Source organism: Flagellimonas aurea, from assembly GCF_017313785.1.
Lineage (GTDB): Bacteria > Bacteroidota > Bacteroidia > Flavobacteriales > Flavobacteriaceae > Flagellimonas > Flagellimonas aurea.
Genome location: NZ_JAFLNL010000002.1, coordinates 557022 through 575995, shown reverse-complemented (window position 1 = coordinate 575995; position 18974 = coordinate 557022). Strand labels below are relative to the sequence as shown.

10 protein-coding genes and 1 pseudogene are annotated in these 18974 nt (G+C 42.8%); all 11 read left to right on the top strand.

Annotation, left to right across the window (positions count from 1 at the left end; all coding sequences use genetic code 11):
• Window positions 1-88: 88 nt before the first annotated feature.
• The 11 genes and pseudogenes from J0656_RS05780 to J0656_RS05730 all read left to right on the top strand — a co-directional run bounded on the left by J0656_RS05780 (window position 89) and on the right by J0656_RS05730 (window position 18969).
• Window positions 89-1891, top strand: coding sequence for a class I mannose-6-phosphate isomerase (locus J0656_RS05780; RefSeq protein ID WP_237688855.1), 1803 nt, complete (start codon window positions 89-91; stop codon window positions 1889-1891).
• Window positions 1892-1974: 83 nt separating this feature from the next.
• Window positions 1975-5082, top strand: a complete 3108-nt coding sequence (locus J0656_RS05775) for a SusC/RagA family TonB-linked outer membrane protein (RefSeq protein ID WP_207032201.1) — start codon at window positions 1975-1977, stop codon at window positions 5080-5082.
• A 10-nt stretch (window positions 5083-5092) separates the two neighbouring features.
• On the top strand, window positions 5093-6664 hold the full coding sequence (locus J0656_RS05770) for a RagB/SusD family nutrient uptake outer membrane protein (protein WP_207032200.1): 1572 nt from the start codon (window positions 5093-5095) through the stop codon (window positions 6662-6664).
• Window positions 6664-7899 (top strand): SusE domain-containing protein, encoded by a 1236-nt coding sequence (locus tag J0656_RS05765; protein WP_207032199.1) that lies wholly within the window; start codon window positions 6664-6666, stop codon window positions 7897-7899. The genes J0656_RS05770 and J0656_RS05765 overlap by 1 nt, the downstream gene beginning before the upstream one ends.
• Window positions 7900-7908: 9 nt before the next feature.
• Window positions 7909-9120, top strand: a complete 1212-nt coding sequence (locus tag J0656_RS05760; RefSeq protein ID WP_207032197.1) for a glycoside hydrolase family 76 protein — start codon at window positions 7909-7911, stop codon at window positions 9118-9120.
• A 51-nt stretch (window positions 9121-9171) separates the two neighbouring features.
• Window positions 9172-10083: an ROK family protein gene (locus tag J0656_RS05755; protein ID WP_207032196.1), complete on the top strand. Its 912-nt coding sequence runs from the start codon at window positions 9172-9174 to the stop codon at window positions 10081-10083.
• Window positions 10083-11234, top strand: a complete 1152-nt coding sequence (locus J0656_RS05750; RefSeq protein ID WP_207032194.1) for an MFS transporter — start codon at window positions 10083-10085, stop codon at window positions 11232-11234. Before J0656_RS05755 ends, J0656_RS05750 begins: the two co-directional genes overlap by 1 nt.
• Entirely contained in the window at window positions 11235-13589 is a 2355-nt protein-coding gene (locus J0656_RS05745) for a GH92 family glycosyl hydrolase (protein WP_207032192.1), read from the top strand.
• Between the two features lie 305 nt (window positions 13590-13894).
• Window positions 13895-14365: a hypothetical protein gene (locus J0656_RS05740; RefSeq protein WP_207032191.1), complete on the top strand. Its 471-nt coding sequence runs from the start codon at window positions 13895-13897 to the stop codon at window positions 14363-14365.
• 92 nt (window positions 14366-14457) lie between these two features.
• Complete coding sequence (locus tag J0656_RS05735; protein ID WP_207032190.1) at window positions 14458-15672, top strand: efflux RND transporter periplasmic adaptor subunit; 1215 nt, start codon at window positions 14458-14460, stop codon at window positions 15670-15672.
• Window positions 15673-15798: 126 nt separating this feature from the next.
• Window positions 15799-18969 (top strand): annotated as a pseudogene (locus J0656_RS05730) (efflux RND transporter permease subunit).
• The last annotated feature ends 5 nt before the right edge of the window (window positions 18970-18974 follow it).

The window sequence follows — 18974 nt, the reverse complement described above, 5'->3', positions numbered from 1 at the left end:
AAGCAACTTTTTATTAAAACATCATGATCTAAATAAAATAAATTATTATGTTTGTACATAAGTACATTATAATTTATTTGTTGATTTAATGATTCAGAACGAAGAAAAAAGCAAAAGCACATTGGGAATAAAGCGTAAGACCGACCAATATATATTACCCCCTACTCAAGTTTCAAGCCTGCATCAAGATGGCCAATATGATATTTATCCGCGTCATCATATGGGAAGCGGAAAAGTTTTCGAAGGTTACGAAGGGCTTGCAGATTTTATTATCAAACACAAAACAGTTTGCCTTGATGGGTTTTCAGGGGTAGCATGGGAGATTGTGGCCCATAAAATATGTGATGCTATAAAAAGCAAGGGTTTTAAAGTCAATGCCATCGCAATTGAGGAATGCTTAAAGGATGAAAATGAAATTATATCCATGGTCGCTCCCTTTTTAGGGGATGAGGAATCGGTATGGGGGAGAAAATGTGATTTTTCCCTTGTGGATTACTTTGATAGGGAAAAGCTTAGGACCGTCCAGCCCAATGATCAAAATATGATCAATATAGTATACGGGAGCGGGGCCAGTTTAGTGGATTGGGATTGCCCGTTGGTTTATTTTGATTTACCAAAAAATGAATTGCAGTACCGAATGAGGGCTGGTTCAATAACCAATTTGGGTATTTCATCTTCCAATGTGGATTTTAAAATGTACAAACATTACTACTTTATTGATTGGGTGGTTTTGAACCAAGAGAAAGAGAGATTGTCCTCCAAAATAGATGTCATTGTAGATGCGCAGTTCAGCAGTACGATTACATGGTCGCACATGAACGATATCAAGGAAGCTCTTAAAGTGATGGCCACTTCTGTATTCAGGGTAAGGCCTTGGTTTGAGCCAGGAGCATGGGGAGGTGAATGGATGAAGGAACACATATCTGGTTTGAACAAAGATGTCGTCAATTATGCTTGGGCATTTTCTTTGATCGTTCCCGAAAACGGACTGCTTTTTGAAAGTGATGGTAACCTTCTCGAGATTTCTTTTGATTTTCTGATGAACCAAGAATCCAAAAATGTGTTGGGCAGGCATCAAGCAACCTTTGGAACCGAGTTTCCCATTCGCTTCAATTTTTTGGATACCTATGAAGGAGGGAATCTATCCATCCAATGTCACCCCAGTCTTACTTACATTCAAGAGGAATTTGGGGAGAACATAACACAGGATGAATGCTATTATATTTTGGACTGTAAGGAAGATGCCAGTGTTTATCTGGGATTTCAAAACGACATAGATCCAGAAGCATTCAAGGCAGATCTTATACGTAGTCAGGATGAGAATGTTGAATTGGACATTGTCGACTATGTGCAAAAGCACCCTTCCAAAAAGCATGAGCTTTACCTTATTCCCAATGGAACCGTACACAGTGCAGGTTCTGGTAATATGGTGCTGGAAATCAGTGCTACCCCATATATTTTCACCTTCAAAATGTACGATTGGTTGCGATTGGACCTCAATGGAAAACCACGTCCTATCAATATTGAGCATGCCTTTAAGAACCTGAATTTTGATAGAAAAGGAGAAAATGTACCCAAGGAGCTTTTCTCTAAAACTTATGTGGCCGAAGAGACCTCGGATCATTCCATTACCAATTACCCAACCCATCCCGATCATTTCTATGACGTCAGAAGACTTGAATTCGATGCAATTATTGAAAGAAGCACCGAAAACTCATGTCAGGTAATGATGTTGGTCGAAGGGGACCGGATTCAATTGGAAACTGAAAACGGTCATGTGGAAACACTTGCTTATGCCGAAACTTTTGTTGTTCCAGCTGCTGCTAAAAGCTTCAAGTTGAAAAATTTGGGCCAAGGTAGGGCCAAAGTCATAAACGCATTTCTAAAATAAACACCATGAAAAACAAACGAAAACGCACTCAGTAGTACAACTAAACGCACACAAAAAACTAAAAATTAGCTTAAAACAAACGTATGAAATCAATAACTAACTTTTTAAGGAATGGATGCCATTTTTGGAGGTTCTTTTCGGGGATTCCTTCAAATGGGCTGACAGTTGCTCCAGCAATGGTGGACTGCAAGAGGGGCTTTGTTATAAAAAGGTCTTATGCTACCGTGATTTTGCTGGCACTTTTCACATATTGTGGATTCGCACAGGAAATTAACGTTACCGGTAAGGTGACCGATGAACTGGGACCCATATTTGGGGCCAATGTCCTTGTCAAGGGAACCACTAACGGAACCAGTACGGGTATGGAAGGCCAATTTTCCCTTACCGCAAATGAAGGCGATGTACTTCTTGTATCTTATATTGGGTATAAACCACAAGAAATCATTGTTGAAGGCGATACGCCATTAACGATAACACTTGAATCGGATACCTCCAATTTGGACGAAGTTGTCGTAGTAGGGTATGGTACGGAAAAACGGGCAGATCTTACCGGGGCCATCAGTACCATCGATGAGACTGCCATTCAAGGGAAACCTGTGAGCAATTCCTATCAGGCGTTACAAGGAGAGTCGCCAGGATTGATCATTCAAAATACAACCTCCCGGCCCGGTTCTGTCCCCCAGATAAACATTAGGGGTGTAAGTACCATCAATGGAAACACTCCCTTGATTGTGGTCGATGGTGTAATCGGTTCTCTAAATAATGTGAACCCCAACAATATTGAGAGCATAAGTGTTCTTAAAGACGCCGCCTCATCCGCTATTTATGGTTCCCGTGCGGCCAACGGTGTGATATTGGTGACCACTAAAAAAGGGAAGTCAGGAAAGCCTGTATTTCAATACCAAGGATCTTATGGAGTGCAGACGCCTACCAATTTTCCTGAATTTGCCTCTTCTTGGGAATACGCCACATTACGTAACGAGGCTTTGGTGAACTCAGGGTTTCAACCTGCGTTTACACCGGAACAGATTTTGGATTACAAGGAGAATGGTCCCAATGTATACTGGAACCGTGAGATATACAAGGATATGGCACTGCAAAGTAGCCACAACCTGTCCATGAGCGGTGCAGAAAATGGTCTTAACTATTTGGTATCGCTCGGCTATGTGGACCAAGAAAGCATGTTCAAAGGTCCTGATTATGGCTACCAACGATATAACGCCAGAATAAATTTGGAAAAGCAGGTCAATGATAAATTGAAGTTGGGCGGGCGTATGTCATTTGCCCGAAATGATATCAAGGACAATGCATATTTTGAACAGTGGATCATTGAGCCCACCATGCGTATACCTCCCATTTATGACATTGTGGACGAAAATGGTGATTACACCCTTGTAAGTGGAAGTAACAGCAACCCTTTGGCCCAACTTGAGGTAGGGGGGACCACCAAATATCAGAATGATGAGTTTCTGGGGAATTTCAGTATAGAATATGAACCGGTCGAAAACTTAATATTAAAAGGTGTTTTGGGTGGTAACTTGACCAGCAATAAAACGCATCAGTTCCGCAAAGCCATAGACTTTGCATACCCAGGAGGGGGAAACAATGAAAATTCGGTAACCGATAATTATAATAGGTCCCTGTATTTAAATCCTTTCTTGACGGCTAGTTACAGCAAGGATTTTAATGAAAAGCATAGTTTCAACATGATGTTGGGAGCTTCGTCCGAAAGTTTCAAAAGTGAGTTTTTTGGTGTTACGGGAATCGATATTCCTGGAAATGAGTTTGGAGTAATCAGCAATGCCAGTGATATCCAGAGTGCCAATGGTTCTGGAAATGAATGGTCTATCCAATCCTTCTTTGGTAAAATTGGATATTCCTATGATAGCCGTTACCAAATCAATGGTAATATTAGGTACGATGGGTCGTCCAGATTTTCATCGAAGAACCGTTGGGGTGTTTTTCCTTCGGTTTCCGCCGGATGGACCATAAGCAATGAAGCTTTTATGGAATCCGTTGATTTTGTCTCTTTTGCCAAAGTTAGAGCTTCTTGGGGGCAGTTGGGCAATCAGGACATCAACGATCTATATGGCTATCAAAGTTTGGTTAACATCAATAGTAATGTTTACAGTTTTGGTGGCATGCCTGTTTCCGGATCTTATTATTCCGTAAGCAACAGTAATAGGACATGGGAGACATCAACCATGAAAAACTTGGGTATAGACCTATCCTTGTTCAATAGAAGTTTTGACCTGACCGTTGAGTTATTTGATAATCTTACGGAGGACATATTGCTCCAATTGCCAGTTCCAGGGACTTATGGTCTAGGACAGCCTTTCCAAAATGCAGGATCGGTACGAAATAGAGGTTGGGAGTTGAGTTTGGGTTATAGGTTCCAAACAGGGGAAGTTGACCATTCATTAAATATTAATGTTGCTGATAACAAGAATGAAGTCGAAGATCTCCGAGGTCGCGAATTTATAAATGGTTTTGATGTCAATACCATTTTACGGGAAGGATATTCCATCAATTCCTACTACGCATTGAAGAGTGATGGTTTCTTTAACACAGATGAGGAAATAGCCAATAGCCCTACTCCGATTTTTGTAAATGATGTAGACCCCGGGGATATCAAATACGTTGATCGCAATGGAGACGGACAAATCGATTACGACAACGACCGTTTTATCCTTGGCAATGAATTTCCTCGGTATACTTATGGTGCAACTTATGCCGCGAATTGGAACGGGTTTGACTTTTCAATCTTCGTTCAAGGTGTGGGACAGCGAAAGCAATGGCTGCGGGGAGAAGTGATCGAGGCATTCCATAACAGTAACGAAGGACCTGTGTTCAATCGCCATCTTGATCGTTGGACCCCACAAAACATGGATGCTTCATATCCAAGACTTACAGTCGGTGCAGAATCGGTGAACAATGCGGCAAAATCTGATTTCTACATTTTTGATGCCCACTATCTTCGAATCAAGAACATTCAATTGGGGTATACCATACCTGATCTAGCGGTTGAGAAGATGGGACTGAGCAAAATCAGATTGTATCTCACCGGCTTGAACATAGCCACATTCAGTCCGTTGAACGCTATTGGCGTAGACCCAGAAAATACAGGGGCAAGTGGAAGGGTATACCCAGTGTCCAGAATCTTCTCTTTGGGACTAGACATTAATTTCTAAAAAAAACATCATGAAAAAAATATTTTTATTTCTAAGTGTCATATGGATATTTTCCGCATGTTCTTCAGATTTGGATCTATCCCCAATGGATTCGCAGAGCGAATTGAATTATTGGGATACCGAGGAGGATGCGCAAATATTCCTGAACTCGATTTATGCTGATTTAATGTCGGCACAAGACTACCTATACTTCAACGCACTTTCGGACGACGCCTATACCAAGGCCATGGAAGATTACCGTAATATTGCCAGCGGAAGTTACGGCACCGCAAATGGCGTAGTGGCAGGTGTGTGGTCCGGGAGATATGAAGCTATACGTAGAACCAATATATTTCTCAACAACATTGATGAAGTTGCTGAAATCACCGAAGACCAACGAACAGCCCTTACCGCTCAAGCGAGATTTGTTAGAGCTTGGCACTACTTCAACCTTATAGAACTGTATGGCGATGTCCCTCTTGTTACGGATGAAATTAGTATAGAAGAGTCGCTTACCCTTGAACGGGACGATAGCGAAATGATTTTAGACTTCATTTATGATGAACTTACTACGGCAATCAATGGTCTTCCGAATAGTTATCCGGCCGATCAAAGTGGTAGGATAACAAAAGATGCGGCAATAGCATTTAAGTCCAGGGTCCACCTGTACAATGAAGACTATGGGATGGCGGCAACGTTGGCAGAAGGACTGTTGGGCGATTATTCGTTGTTTCCCAGCTATGCTAACCTTTTTAAAACGGAAAATGAATCAGCCAACGAAATTTTATTGAGCCTTCAGTACATCCCTACATTTAGGGAACACAACAATCAATATTCATTGATACCACCGAGTTTGGGAGGGTATGCCAATTTTTCCCCTTTGCAAGAACTGGTGGATGCCTATCCAACCATAAATGGATATGGTATTGATGAGCCAGAAGCAAATTATGATGAGAACAACCCATATCAAAATCGTGACCCAAGATTGTCCGCGACAATTATTTATGATGAATACACTATGAAGGATTTTGAAGGCAATGATATAGTCATAGGAACTTCTCCAGGCGATGAACCGGATGGACTGAACTATTCATCCAATAGTACGCCGACCGGATATTATGTGCACAAGTTCTACGATCCCATGGCCCGGAACCAAGTTAATTCAGGTCTTAACCTAATTTTGATTCGGTATGCCGAAGTACTCTTGAATTTAGCTGAAGCAAAAATAGAGTTGGGAACATTCAGTCAGGCGGATTGGGATGCTACCATTGGTGCCATAAGAGCAAGGGCCGGACTTCAAGGGGATGCACTTGTGTTTCCCGGAAATGACCAAAACCTGTTAAGGGAAATTGTAAGGAACGAAAGAAGAATAGAACTGGCATTTGAAGGCGGACATCGATTTTTCGATATCAGAAGATGGGAAATTGCCGAAGAGGTGCTCAACGGTTGGGCCCACGGTATTAAAACGGACGACAGCATTGTCGACGATGGATACATTAGAGTGGATGAGAGAAACTTTGACCCCGCAAAACACTATTTGTGGCCCATTCCTCTTAGTGAGAGAGATATAAATGACAATCTAACCCAAAACCCTAATTGGTAATGAAAACAATACTAAAGTCACTTTTGACATTGATGGTTTTATCCATGACATTGGTTTCATGTGATAATGACGATTACACTTTAGATCCAGAAATTGCACTAACGGGTTCCTTGGAAAGCCCAGGTAATAATGAGACTATAGAGATCGACCTTGAGAACGGTGACAATATCATCTTTTCATGGACCCCGGCACAGGCCAATGATGGTGGTACCATATTGTATACCATAAAGTTTGATAGACCGGGCGGGGATTTTAGCGACCCATTGTATACATCGCCGTCCGATAATGGCGGTGGCGCCACTACTTTTACCATGAGCACCTCGCGGATGAACATCATAGCGGCAGAAGCTGGTATTCAACAATTGGAAACAGGTGATGTGGCATGGACGGTCGAAGCCTCGAGCAGCTATTTCAGGGAGAATTTCACCGAGCCTTCTACACTTAGTTTGAAGCGACCTGAAGGGCTGGCGATATTTCCAGAATACATGTACGTATACGGTTCTGCTACCGAAGCATCCGATATTCCAAGTGCAGTGGCATTCAAGCAGATTTCCAATCAATTGCCCAATGATAATTTTCAACCTGGCGTTTTTGAATCGGTAACCCGACTTTCTCCAGGCGAATTTTATATCGTCAATGGAAACAATGCTTCAGCTGAAGACTTGACCCATTATTACATCAATTCGGAAGGAAAGATCAGATCAGGGGATGATCCTACCACTTTTGATATGGAAGAGGGTGTGTACAGGGTACGTATGGATTTGGCCAAAGCCACTATTTCCTTTGTCGAAATTTCTAACATTCAATTGTATATTTTGGCCAATCAAGCGGTTAAGGCAGACCTTGAATACGTCGGAAATCATACTTTTGAAGCTACCAACGCCTATTTTGAATTCTTAACGCCAGAATCCCCCGATGCACCGGATTGGTTAGGTTGGGAGGAAGAACGCTACCGATATCAATTTCAACTGGGAGATGGACAGGTTTCCTATCTGGGAAGTATGCACAACGAAGCAATGAACGGCTCTTTGGTTCCCGGGCTTGAAGGATACAATGGACGACCCAACGGAGGCGAACCGGAATATTACAATAATGTGTATTTCTTGGGACCAGAGGCCGCCTATTGGCAAGGAGCCTGGAAATTTCCAGATGCCTTGAACGGTGCAAATTTTACCGTCAGGGTAGTGTTTGACCCCAAGGCTGAAAATTATTACCAAGAATTAATACAAGAATAATTACAGAATATGATAAGTTCAAAAATCACATTTTTTTGTTCCTTGTTGTTTTTATGGGGGGTCAGTTGTAGCAGCGACCCCTCCATTGAAGATCAGTTGGAAGAAGGAAACGAAGAAACTGAAAACCCGGTTCCCGAAGAAGAGGAATCCTTGAGCCATAAAGAAAAGGCCAAGGCCGTTTATGATATGATCCAATCCCTTTATAAAAAAGAGGATTTATATAAAGAAAATTTTCCATCACAATCAGGAGATCCTTCTTATAGCTACTTATGGCCCTATGTGGGAATGCTCACGGCTGGCAATGTGCTTTATGAGCTAGGGTACGACAGGTCTATTTTGGATAAGGAGTTTTCCGGCCTTGAGGCCTATTATGATGACAGAAGTGTTCTGCCCACTTACCAAGCAGCTCCCGTGACCGAGGGACAGACCGATCATTATTATGATGATAGTGCCATTGTGGCCATGGAACTCATCAAAGCTTACGAGCTTACGGGGGATGCCTTTTATTTGAACAGGGCCAAGACCGTTACAGAATTTATTATGTCCGGTGAAGATTCCCGAATGGGCGGCGGATTGTACTGGTTTGAGGGGGAATCCACAAATTGTACAGATGGACCCAATTGTATGAAAGCGGCCAATACAAGCGCATATGCGGCCTATGTAACCAGCAAAATGTATCAATTGACCAACGAGTCACAGTACAGAACTTTTGCGGAACGGGTGTACGAGTGGAACCATAACACCTTAAGAGATCCCGGCGATAACCTATATTGGAACGATATCAATATAGGAACAGAGCAAATAAATACTACAAAGTGGACTTACAATGCAGCCTTGATGATTATGGCAGGGGTCAACCTCTATGAAATATCCGATGATCAGGAATACTTGAACGAAGCCATTGCCACGGCACGATCTGCCTACTCCAAATTTACAAGCGTCGTCAATGGGCAAATATTTTATCAAACCCACGACTCTTGGTTCAATGTAGAGCTATTGTCCGCTTTTGTACAATTATCGGCATACGATTCCAAAACGGATGAATACATAGACGTTTTCATTAAAAACATGGATTATGCTTGGGATAATGCAAGAAATGCCGAAGGACAGTTTTTTGAAGACTGGTCAGGTAATAGCGAAGGCCGTTACTATTGGCTACTTCATCAAGCAGCTTTGATAGAAGCTTACGGCGTGGTGGCCTTATATGAAAATGAATCATAAATGGATTTTGATCGGAAATACTGTTTTTCCAGTAATTGAATAAAAGAGTAGATGTTCAGTATAGGAGTTGATATAGGAGGAAGCCATATTTCATCTTGTGCGTATAGCCATGAGAACAAAACCTTATGTAGGGAAACGTTTTCTTATAAGAAGATAAACTCCCAAGGCACAAAAGAAGAAATATTGACCGGATGGGTAGATGCATTGCAGACCACCATTCAAGGTCTGGGCAAACCAATAAGTGGCATAGGAGTGGCCATGCCCGGTCCGTTTGATTATTATAATGGAATTAGCAAAATCACCGATGTTGAAAAACTTCAGTCCCTGTACGATGTCAATCTCCGTTTGGAGTTGGCCGATAGGCTTAAGATTCAGCCCTCCCAGATTAGGTTTATAAATGATGCAACCGCATTCTCCGTTGCCGAGGCATTGATAGGTAAAGCATCAAAATATAAAAAAGCAATTGCGATAACATTGGGCACGGGATTGGGATCTAGTTTTTTGTTGAACGGTAAGCCCATCATAAAGGATAAACAAGTTCCCGAAGGAGGTTTCCTTTACAACCAATATTATCAAAACGTGTTCGCGGACGATCTTTTCTCCACAAGGGGCATTATCAATGCTTTTGAAGAAGAGACGGGTAAGAGACTAAAAAATGTAAAGGAACTTTGCGAATTGGTTGATGTAGACCCCAATGCCCGTAAAGTCTTTAACGATTTTGGAACCCGACTGGCCGATTTCATCAACCCTTATATTGAGGAATTTGAAGCCGATGTCTTGGTCTTTGGAGGTAACATTTCCAAAGCGTTTGAATTCTTTGGCCCTGCATTAAAAGATGCGTTGAAAGGGGTTGATGAGATTTATGTGTCAGAATTTGGAGAGGAAGCAGCGATTATGGGAAGTGCCCTTTTGTTGGATGAACATTATTATGCTGGGATATCGGAAACCTTAAAATTGATGTAATGGATACAAAAAAGATGAATTTTAAGGTAGTGTTTCCTGTACTCTTGTGCTACATCGTTATGGGGTTTGTGGACATTGTTGGGGTGTCCACTGGTTTTGCACGACGTGATTTTAATCTTTCACCGGAAATGGCACAGTTGATTCCCTCTATGGTATTCGTATGGTTTTTTTTCCTATCCATACCCGTAGGTGTGCTGCAACATAATTTAGGCAAGCGCAAAGTATTGCTCTTTGGTATACTTTTTACTACTGTGGGCATGTTTTTGCCCTTTGTCTATTATTCTTATGCTATACTATTGGTCTGCTTTGTATTGTTGGGAATAGGGAACACCATTATTCAAGTTTCTTCAAACCCATTGCTACAGGATGTAGTGGCCAAGGACCGTTTTTCCAGTTTCATGAGCCTGTCCCAATTCATAAAGGCCATTAGTTCACTTGTTGGCCCGTTGATCGTGACCTTTGCCGTATCTCGGTATGGCGATTGGAAACTTGTGTTTTTAGTATACGGCATTACTTCTTCAATTGCAGGGCTTTGGTTGATGCTGACCCCTGTTGAAGAATCATTTTCGGAAGAGAGGGCTACCTTTGGTTCGGCACTCAAATTATTGAAGAATCCATTTATTGCCGCCATGGTACTCGCCATTTTCTTGATTGTAGGGCTTGATGTAGGCATGAACACCAACATTCAAAATCTTCTTACGTCCCAGTTTGGGATAAGCTTGGAACAGGCATCCATAGGTATAAGCATCTATTTTACGGCATTGATGATAACCCGGTTTTTAGGCGCACTCCTATTGTCTAAAATTGATAATCTCAAGTTTTTGTACTGGTCGTCCTTACTGACCATTCTGCTACTTGTAGTCCTGGTTTTTTCAACATCAAGCCTGATGGCTCAAGTAGTTATTTTTCTGATTGGTCTGACCTCAGGGAACCTTTTTCCATTGATTTTTTCACTTACGGTAAACAAGATGCCCGAACGTGCCAACGAAATCTCCGGATTGATGATCATGGCAGTTGTGGGAGGAGCGGTTATACCACCGATCATGGGATTGATCAATAAATCCTTTGGAGTTCAATTGAGTTTTGTAGTGCTCGTATTGTCTGCACTATATGTTTTTGTTACATATTATATTATTAAAAAAAGAGGTTAAATGATTTATAGATTTTTGATTGCCTGTGCCGTTTTGTTCGTGTCTTGCGAAACTTCAAAAAAAGCAGATGGAGTAAAGAAAGATACTGCGGAGAATTCACTTCTTGGTTATGTGGACCCTAATATCGGTACCGCCCATAGTCGATGGTTTTTCTATACACCTGCTTCCATGCCCTTTGGTATGGCGAAACTGGGACCTTCAACTAATGGAAGCTTAGGAAATGAGCAAGGTTGGGAAGCTACGGGCTATGATTCAAGGGATAATACCATCGAGGGATTTGCCAACCTGCATGAATTTCAAATTGGTGGTTTTTTGTTCACCGCCATGACAGGAGATCTAAAAACAACCCCGGGTGACATGGAAAACCCCGAAACAGGCTATCGTTCCAGTTTTGATAGAAAAGATGAAATTGCCCGCCCCGGTTATTACAAAGTAAAACTTAAAGATTACGATGTAACGGCCGAACTTACGGCTACAAAACGCGTGGGGTTCCATAAATACACATTCCCAAAATCTGACAGTGCCTATGTTATTTTGGACATCGGTAACGAGTTGGGGGAAAGTGGCGACGTAAAAGATGCCGAAGTAACTTATAATCCCGAAGACCGTACATTCACGGGATGGGTGATCACGTACCCCAAATATGTTCAAAAATATCAGCAAGGTGCTGAGGTAAAAATGTTCGTGGCAGGCGAGATAAACAAAAAAGCAGAAGAGGCAGGAACATTCATTAGCGATAAACAATTCAAGGATGTGCTTGATCAAAAAGGAGAAGGTGCTGGAATCTATCTTCGATTTAAAACGGAAGAGAATGAAGCTATTGAAATCAAAGCAGGGTTTTCCTATACTTCAGCAGCGAATGCATTGGCAAACCTCAATGCAGAAGCAGAGAATTTGACATTTGATGAAGCCCTTTCAACGGCAACTAAGACGTGGGAAGACGAACTCTCAAAAATTATGGTCACTGATACTTCAACGGTCAACAAGACCAAATTTTACACTGGTTTGTTCCATGCCTTATTAGGTAGGGGATTGGCAAACGATGTAAACGGGCAGTTTCCAGAAAATGATGGAAGTATAGGTCAGATTCCATTGGATGCAAACGGAAATCCGGAATTTAACTTTTACAATACCGACGCTATATGGGGAGCCTTTTGGAACCTTACCCAATTATGGACACTTGCATGGCCTGAATATTATAACGATTTGGTTCAAACCCACCTTGCCGTATACAAAAACTCCGGTTGGATGGGAGATGGCCTAGCGAATTCCCGTTTTGTATCCGGTGTTGGTACCAACTTTGTGAGTTTGATGATAGCATCCGCTTATCAGGCAGGTATTCGGGATTACGATGTGGAACTGGCGTTTAAGGCCGCCTATGAAAATGAGGTCCGTTATAAAAATAGGATAGAAGGAGCCGGCAAAACCGATTTAAAAGGTTTTGTGGAAAATGGGTATATCAATTATATCCCGGGAATGGAAACTACACCCGAAGGGTCGGGATTTTCCGTGTCACATACGCTGGAGTATTGTTTCAGTTCCTATGCCGTGGCCCAGTTTGCCAAAGCCTTGGGGAAACAAAAGGAATACGAAGAATTGATGAGACTTTCCGAGAATTGGAAAAATCTTTACGACGAACAAACCGATTTTATAAGACCAAAGGATAGCTCAGGTAATTTTCTAGATGACTTTGACCCTTTTGCCCCTTGGATCGGTTACCAAGAAGGAAATGCTTGGCAATACACCTTTTATGTCCCACATCAACCCAAGGAACTTGTGGAGAAGATGGGAGAGGAAAAGTTTGTAAAACGATTGGATTCCATTTTTACGGTATCCGAAAAAACGAAGTTTGGAGGTGAACAAATCGATGCCTTTGCTGGATTGAATTATTTATATAATCAAGGGAACCAGCCCAATCTTCATATTGCTTACCTCTTCAATTTTACGGACAAACCATGGCTTACCCAAAAATGGGTGCGTGAGATTTGCGATGGTTTTTATGGTGTGGAACCCATTCATGGATATGGGTATGGTCAGGACGAGGACCAGGGGCAGTTGGGAGCCTGGTATAATATGGCTGCCATAGGCCTATTTGACGTGAAAGGACTGGTGGAAATCGACCCAGTCTTTCAATTGACAAGCCCAATCTTTGATAAAATAGAAATAAAATCAGGTTGGGGCAGCTCCATAACCATAGAAACTAAGGACAACCTTCCTGAAAATCATTACATACAATCCCTAAAGGTGAATGGTACGCAGCGCCATACTAACCAGATACCGCTCGATGTACTAAAAAAAGGGGCGAAATTAGAGTATCAATTAGGACCTGAGCCCGATAAGGAATGGTTCAATTAAATTTTAGTTCAATTAATTTGATTTAGTAGTTTAGTTAATAAGACACGGACATTAATGTCCGTGTTTTTGTTTGTATTATGTACATAAAGGGTCCTCTCTAATTGAGCGATTGTTTGCACTGTTGTACAAAATACTGCTTTTGAGCGCCCCGATTCCCTATGGCTATGTGCTGGGTTGGATGTTGTTGATCATTATCTTCATATAGATTAGATTTTGGTCATTTCCTTCCCTTTTTTGGTTACCACGACCGCTGATTGACCAGCTAATTTTGTCATGTAATAATGATGGAATCAAATCGGGGAACCATGAAAACAATCAATTTTATAAACAAAGTGCTGCTATCTTTTGTTATGATAGGGATAAGCGCCCAAGCACAAACAACCGACACTGGTGTTGAAACCAATCAAATGGTCGAAAATTCCTTGCAACTCTTCAAGCAACTATCAAACGATATTGCACTTAAGGAAGAATTTAACTACCGGCAGGAACTTAAGGACTCCAGATCTGATAATTCCGTGTTTTATTTCAGGGACACAACCCTGAGCAAGACCAAGTTGTTAAGGCACTTTAAACGTGCAGCAAGAAGTTCGGACAACAGCATACAGTTCAAGACCTATTTTTTGGAAAAGCAACTGTACTTTATCAATAACCTAGATAGAAAAACCCTTTCCGGAATGTATGATGCCATGCGTTCAAAAACCTTGAACGGATACTTGGATATATTGGCAGTATTCGCAGCTACTGACCAAATAATACCAACCATGGTCCGTAGTTAAGATTTTGGTCATTTTTGAAAATAATATGGTTATCAAGAATGGCAACCCCTCCTATAATTTTGTTCACCTAATCTAAAATCAAAGTAGAAATCATGATACGACTAAATTTAAACACAAAGAAAAACCTGACCATAGGTGTTATGGTTTTGGCGATATCAGTATTCATTTATGCTTTCACAAGTGCTGAAAATGAAACTGAAAAACAAGAATCGGGGATGGCGGCACTTCCGGTAGAGGTCGCCAAGCCTATATATGAAAGCATTACCGAATGGGACGAATACACCGGTAGATTTGAGGCCAGCAGCAGGGTAGAGGTACGTGCTCGTGTGAGCGGCTTTTTGGAAAAAGTCAACTTCCAGGACGGTGAACTTGTTAAAAAAGGACAGACACTTTTTGTCATCGACCAAAGACCTTACAGAATTGCTTTGGATGAGGCCAAGGCCAATTATGCCCAAGCTTTGGCTTCCCTGAAAACCGCACAGGACAATTTTGAGAGAGTGGAATCTTTAAGGGAAACAGGAGCGCTGTCCATTGAAGAATACGACAGAAGAAAACAGGCCCTTGTACATGCAGAGGCAAGTATCCAATTGGCACAGGCAAAGGTCGACAATGCCAAACTCAATTTGGAATTCACGGAAGTAAAGGCACCTATTTCTGGACTGGTCAGCCGGGACAGGGTCAATGAGGGCAATATTATTGATGGAGGCAGCGCTAATTCTACCGTGTTGACCACTATCGTTGCAACTAGCCCCATACATTTCTATTTTACAGGAAGTGAATCGGATTACTTAAAATATGTACGATTGGCAAGAAATGGGGAACGTGGCGAGGCACGGTCTGAAGCATTGCCCGTTTTTATCAAATTATTGGACGAGGACGAATTTGTTCACGAGGCCAAAATGGATTTTGTGGACAACGAAATTGATATGAATTCTGGAACCATTGAAAGCAGGGCGGTACTTGAAAACAAAGATCATTTGTTGGAGCCTGGAATGTACGGTAAGGCCAAATTGGTAGGCAGTGAGGAACATAAGGCAATGATGGTCCCCGATGAGATTATAGGCACCAATCAATCCATTCGGTATATCTACACCCTGTCAGATGACAACCAAGTAGTAAGCAAGGCAGTAACATTGGGCCCTTTGCATTCCAATGGGCTTAGGATCGTAAGGGGTGGCATATCACCGGACGACAAGGTCATTGTCAACAATCTACAAAAGATAAGACCGGGCATGGTGGTAAGTCCGTCTCAAGTGGCCATTCAAGGAGAGGTCAACAACCTTACAGCGGTGGCCCAAGCAGATTGATATTGGAAGAGCTACCAACCGCAAAATAAAAACGAATAAAAAGCATACTTCTATTGCCCTCCAAACCCTATTTGAAAAAGGTGTTTGGAAGGGTGCCGGGAGAACTAGCATCAAAAAGTAAAAACAATGAAATTCAGTCATATATTTATTAAAAGGCCCATATTCGCCGCAGTGCTCAGCGTACTGATCCTGATTGTGGGAGGGCTTGCCTACGTCTCTTTGCCCATTTCACAATTCCCGGATGTGGCGCCCCCAACCATTGAGGTCGTGGCAATTTATCCCGGTGCAAACGCACAGACCCTTTCCGAGAGCGTAGCCGCACCTTTAGAGAAAGAGATCAATGGAGTTGAGGATATGATCTACATGACCTCACAATCATCAGCTGATGGGCGAGTGGTACTACAGGTGGCCTTTGAATTGGGGACAGACCTCGACAAGGCACAGGTACAGGTGCAAAACCGGGTGGCCATAGCGGAACCACGACTGCCAGAATCGGTAAAAAGGTTGGGAATCACCACCAAAAAGATATCGCCGGATATGCTTCTTGTAGTGAACATGTATTCTCCGAAAAAGACCTACGACCAGACCTATATGGGTAACTATGCCGTGCTCCAACTCAAAGATGAACTAGCCCGTATCAAAGGGGTTGGGGATATACAGATTTTTGGAGCGGCCGAATATGCCATGCGCATTTGGCTCAACCCCGATAAAATTGCGACATTGGACATCACTGCTGGAGAAGTGGTCGCAGCCCTAAGGGCTCAGAACGTACAGATTGCCAGTGGTACGTTGAACGCCCTCCCTTCCGGGAGCCAATCGGCCTTTGAGGTGAATATACAGACCCAAGGAAAACTGGTGACCACGGAACAGTTTGAAAATGTGATTATCAAATCAAGTGGGGATGGGAGAATTGTTCGCCTTAAAGATGTTGGCCGTGTAGAACTTGGCGCGCAGAACTACGCCACAAAAGGATATTTGGGCAAGGACCCCGCCATAGCCATGCCCATTTTTCAACAACCGGGCGGGAATGCCTTGGAAACTGCTTCTCAGATTCAGGACAAAATGGAGGAACTGTCAAAAAGTTTCCCGAACGATCTTGAATATAAAATAGCGTACAATCCCACTGAATTTATCCAAAAGTCGGTTGATGAGGTGTACCGTACCATTTTTGAAGCAGTAATTTTAGTGGTCTTGGTGATTCTCTTGTTCCTCCAATCCTGGAGGGCGGCCATCATTCCAATTCTTGCCATACCCGTTTCGCTCATCGGTACTTTTGCGGTGATGCAGGCAATCGGGTTCTCGCTGAACAACCTTACCTTGTTCGGATTGGTTCTTGCCATCGGAATTGTGGTGGACGATGCCATTGTAGTGGTCGAAAATATGGAAAGGTATTTGGCAAAGGGATTATCCCCGAAAGAAGCTGCCTTCAAGACGATGGACGAAGTCGGGGGAGCTTTGGTCGCTATTGGATTGGTTTTGATAGCCGTTTTCATTCCAACTGCATTTTTAGAGGGCATTTCCGGACAATTTTATAAGCAATTCGGGATGACGATTGCCGTTGCCACTGCCATATCGGTTTTCGTGTCCCTTACCTTGAGCCCGGCCATGGCTGCATTGCTCATGAAGCACGAGGATAGATCTTCAACAAAGAAGACGGTGATATGGTTACGACCGTTGGCCTTTATTGGAAATCGTTTCAACGCTTTTATGGATTGGGTTTCCGAGCGCTATGGAAAAGCGGTGCAAAAATTGGTACGTACCGCCACCATGGTCATGGCAGTCTATTTTGGACTGATTGCCATTACAGGATTTGAGTTCAATAGGGTGCCCCAAGGATTTATCCCGGCTATGGACTAGCAGTATTTCATTACCATTGTCCAGCTTCCCCCGGGTTCCTCGCTGACCAGAACCGATAAGGTTGTCCGTGAAGTACTTGACTTGGGCTTGGATATTGATGGTGTGGAAAATGCCGTTTCTTTCACAGGATTTGATGCAGCATCGTTTACCAATGCATCCAATGCAGCAGCCGTGTTCTTGACCTTGGAGGATTTTGACATTAGAAATGAAAAAGGCCTGGCATATGAAGATCTGTTGGGAACCGTAAGAGCAAAGTTTAGCCAAATTGATGATGCCATTGTATTGGTTATCCCGCCACCATCGGTAAGGGGTATCGGTAATGCAGGTGGGTTCAGGATGATGGTCCAGGATAGAGGGAACCTGGGAACGGAAGAACTCCTCAAGGCTACCAATGAGCTGGCCATGGCGGCCAATCAGGACCCTATATTGAACAACGTGTTCAGCTTTTTCAACAACCAGACCCCGCAATTATTCTTGGATATCGACCGCGTAAAGGCCGAAAAATTGGGAATCGATGTGGGGGATATCTTCCAATCCTTGGAGATTTACATGGGTTCCGCCTTTGTGAACGAGTTCAATTACTTGGGAAGAACTTTTCAGGTAACGGCCCAAGCCGATGCCCCAAACCGGTTGACACCCGATGATATTTCAAGGATAAAGGTCCGCAACGATAAAGGTGAGATGGTTCCCTTGGGTACCGTTTCCAAACAAGAGGATATTGCCGGACCTTCACGAATCCCAAGATTTAATCTGTATCCGTCAGCTTCTCTCAATGGGGATTTTGCTCCTGGCCATAGCTCAGGTGAAGGGTTGGACCGGATGGAAGAATTGGCTGCGGAAATACTGCCACAAGGCTTATCCTATCAATGGACGGAAATTGCCTATCAAGAAAGAAAAGCGGGCAATACCGCAGGTATAGCATTTTTATTGGCGGTCGTGTTTGTATTCCTTTTGTTGGCCGCTCAGTTCGAGAGCTTGGTATTGCCATTGGCAGTAATCTTTATTGTGCCTATGGTATTGTTATCCGCAATGATCGGGGTCGATTTGGCCGGATTGGACAATAACATCATGGTACAGATTGGACTGGTAGTGCTTGTGGGACTGGCGAGTAAGAACGCCATTTTGATCGTGGAGTTCGCCAAACAATTGGAGGACCAAGGGGAAGAACTGAAAACCGCGGTAATTGAGGCATCAAAACTGCGATTGAGACCAATACTAATGACGGCGATGGCCTTCATCCTGGGAGTTGTTCCATTGGCCATTGCTACAGGAGCAGGTTCGGAATTACGCGTGTCCTTGGGTATCGCCGTATTCAGTGGAATGCTCGGCGTAACCGTTTTCGGAATTTTCTTGACCCCTGTATTCTATTATTTGGGCAGAAAATGGTCATTAAAAAGGGATGTAAGAGAGAATAAGGAGCTGGTTCATCAATTAAATTAAAATCA

Coding starts and splice junctions, on each gene's coding strand:
- J0656_RS05780 (WP_237688855.1), top strand. CDS start 89: ATGATTCAGAACGAAGAAAAAAGCAAAAGCACATTGGGAATAAAGCGT.
- J0656_RS05775 (WP_207032201.1), top strand. CDS start 1,975: ATGAAATCAATAACTAACTTTTTAAGGAATGGATGCCATTTTTGGAGG.
- J0656_RS05770 (WP_207032200.1), top strand. CDS start 5,093: ATGAAAAAAATATTTTTATTTCTAAGTGTCATATGGATATTTTCCGCA.
- J0656_RS05765 (WP_207032199.1), top strand. CDS start 6,664: ATGAAAACAATACTAAAGTCACTTTTGACATTGATGGTTTTATCCATG.
- J0656_RS05760 (WP_207032197.1), top strand. CDS start 7,909: ATGATAAGTTCAAAAATCACATTTTTTTGTTCCTTGTTGTTTTTATGG.
- J0656_RS05755 (WP_207032196.1), top strand. CDS start 9,172: ATGTTCAGTATAGGAGTTGATATAGGAGGAAGCCATATTTCATCTTGT.
- J0656_RS05750 (WP_207032194.1), top strand. CDS start 10,083: ATGGATACAAAAAAGATGAATTTTAAGGTAGTGTTTCCTGTACTCTTG.
- J0656_RS05745 (WP_207032192.1), top strand. CDS start 11,235: ATGATTTATAGATTTTTGATTGCCTGTGCCGTTTTGTTCGTGTCTTGC.
- J0656_RS05740 (WP_207032191.1), top strand. CDS start 13,895: ATGAAAACAATCAATTTTATAAACAAAGTGCTGCTATCTTTTGTTATG.
- J0656_RS05735 (WP_207032190.1), top strand. CDS start 14,458: ATGATACGACTAAATTTAAACACAAAGAAAAACCTGACCATAGGTGTT.